General features: G+C 63.3%; 2 protein-coding genes. Both read left to right on the top strand.

The window, feature by feature from the left end; genetic code table 11:
- The first annotated feature begins 112 nt into the window (after positions 1 to 112).
- Complete coding sequence (locus tag Q1K29_RS18330; protein ID WP_300396815.1) at positions 113 to 1570, top strand: APC family permease; 1458 nt, start codon at positions 113 to 115, stop codon at positions 1568 to 1570.
- Positions 1571 to 1856: 286 nt separating this feature from the next.
- A partial coding sequence (locus Q1K29_RS18335; protein ID WP_300396817.1) for an NAD(P)/FAD-dependent oxidoreductase occupies positions 1857 to 2719 on the top strand: 863 nt, incomplete at its 3' end.

Consider the following 2719-nt stretch of genomic DNA (forward strand, 5'->3'; position numbering starts at 1 on the left):
ACAGTTCGGCTCGAGCGGGCGTACCTAGTGTCGCTGCTCACACCAGCACTGGGGTGCCGGGAACCCGCTGACCGCGCAGGCGCGGGCAGACACTCGAGCGAAAGGCCGGACTATGGCAATCGAAAAGCAAGCTCCCGACATCGTAGATCGAGGGCCCGTCGCGGAACCGGCGCGTTCCGAGAGCCACGGACATGCCCTGAAACGCACCCTGGGAACCTGGTCCATCATCTTCATGGTTCTCGCGGCTGCAGCGCCGTTGACCGCTGCCACAGGAGTCCTGCCGCTGTCTATTCTGTTCTCGGCGAACTCGGCGGCGCCGTTCTACTTCCTGGTGACAGTTGCCATGCTCGCGTTGTTCAGCGTGGGTTACACCGCGATGAGCAGAACCGTGGAGAACGCGGGCGCGTTCTACGCCTACATCGAGGCAGGCCTCGGCAGAACGGTGGGGAACGCAGCGGCAATGCTCGCACTCGGTGCTTACTCCCTCACCGTGCTCGCGCTGACCGCATACGCTGGCCCGTTCGCAAGCCAACTGGCGGCCACATTCACTGCGTGGGACAACTCGCCGTGGTGGCTCTGGTCGCTCATCTGTTGGGCAGTGCTCATGTTCCTCGGCTATCGAGACATCGAGTTGAGCTCGAAGGTGCTTTCAGTTCTGCTTGTGCTGGAAGTGGGAGTCGTAGGCATCCTTGGCCTTGCCATCCTGGTCCAGGGTGGGGCCAATGGGATCAGTCTGAGCCCGCTGTCGCCGGTGCAGGCGTTCGACCATGGCTCACCCGCCACCGGAATCATGTGGGCGGCGCTGTGCTTCATCGGCTTCGAAGCCACCGCCGTTTTCCGGCAGGAGGCCCGCGATCCGGAGCGGACCATTCCCCGAGCGACGTATTTCTCGATCCTCCTCATCGGTTGCCTGTACGCTTTCACCGCGTTGGCCGTCGTCCTCGGCGTCGGCGCCGAGGATGTGGTGGAAACGATCGGTTCCGATCCGACAGGCGTCTTGTTCGCCCTGGCCAGTGAGTACGTTGGAACGTGGTTCGCCGATGTGATCAACGTGCTGCTGATGGGCAGCATCTTCGCCTGCGCCCTGTCGTTCCACAACGTGGTGAACCGGTACCAGTTGACGATGAGCCAGGGTGGGCTGCTCCCGCAGCACGTCGGACAGATCCACCACAGGCACAGGGTGCCATCGGCCGCCTCCGGCGTCCTGTCGGGCGTCGTGCTCACTGCCTTGGCGGTCGTCGTCTTTCTTGACCTTGACCCCGTCACCGAGGTGTTCGCCCCCCTCGTGGGAATCCTGGGCTTCGCCGTGATCACCCTCATGAGCCTGGCTTCGCTGTCGGCGGTGTTCTACCTCAGGCGCAAGCAGAACGGAACGTCGATCTTCACGAGTACGATCGCGCCGATCGTTGCCCTGGGCGCTCTGGTCTGGGTTCTGTTCCTGTCGTTCTCCAACATCGACGTCATCACCGGTTCGAAGACCGGGTCGGCCATCGTGACGAGTCTGATGATCGCGCTTCCCGTCGTAGGTGCGATCGCTTCCTGGAATGCGGGCCGTCGCAAGGCCGGGTAATCCGATGATGACAGCCCACCAACCGTGGACCCGATTGCGGCTGTGATCGGGTGCGGTCCGAGGCGAGAGCACCGGGACGTCGGTTGGATTAAGGCTCGTTGGCGCCCCGTTCCCTGGGCACTCGTGCGAACAAAGTCCATCTCGATGAGGCTGCGCCTTCGTCGGTGTTCCAGATCGGAACACCCGGGTCCGCGGCGGACGCCACACAGTTGCGTAACCAATCCGGCCCGTCGGCCAAGGCTTCGACAGGTCGCCGTTCTGCAGTCAATGCCATGAAGGAGTAGGCATGAGCAACCCAACCGATGCGGATGTCATCGTGATCGGAGCCGGGCCCTCGGGCTCGTACGCAGCGAAGTTGCTGCACGACCAAGGTGTCAAGGTCAAGCTCGTGGAGGCCAAGGATCGAGTCGGCGGTCGAACGTGGTCGAGCAAGACCGAAGCGCTCGGCGGACCGATCGACTTCGGAGGTCAATGGATCGGTGAGACGCACGTCCTGTTGCCGGAGTTGGGCGCTGAGTTGGGCCTCGAGACCGTCTCATCCGTCAAGCCAGGCAACGACCTCTTCGTCTTCAACGGCGACGTGGTCGTTGGTGACGAGGACCAGGCGCCGTCCAGTGCCAGTTGGACTGACGAGCTGGCCAGGTCGTTCGAACTCCTCGACGAGGAGGGCGCTCGCCTGGGCTGGGCCGAACCGTGGGCATCACCGCACGTCGGTGACCTGGACACCCTGACGGTCGCGCAGTGGCTGGACCAGAACGTGCAAAGCCCTGAGGTACGCATGATCCATGAGGTCATGGTCAACATTCTCAACGGGGCGAGCACGACCGAGGTCTCGATGGCCTACTGGGCGTACTTCGTACACCAAGGCGAAGGCATCGAGTCGCTCATCGGGACACGCAGTGGCGCTCAGGTCGCTTGGTTCATCGGTGGCATGGGACAGGTGACTGAGCTGATCGCCGACAAGCTCGGCGACGACGTCCACCTCAACTGGCCGGTGACGAGGATCGAACAGGATCAGACAGGCGTCACCGTGTTCTCCGGTGAACGAAAGCTCGCCGCGAGGTTTGCAATTCTTGCCACCCCGCCCAGCGCGGGTTCCCGGGTCATCTTCGAGCCACCCCTTCCCGCCAAGCGCGCCCAACTACAGGC

It is taken from the genome of Henriciella sp., assembly GCF_029937755.1.
In the GTDB taxonomy this organism is placed as follows: Bacteria; Pseudomonadota; Alphaproteobacteria; order Caulobacterales; family Hyphomonadaceae; genus Henriciella.

What these genes read in the sequence shown, in the direction of transcription:
- Q1K29_RS18330 (WP_300396815.1), top strand. Translation starts at nt 113, where the DNA reads ATGGCAATCGAAAAGCAAGCTCCCGACATCGTAGATCGAGGGCCCGTC.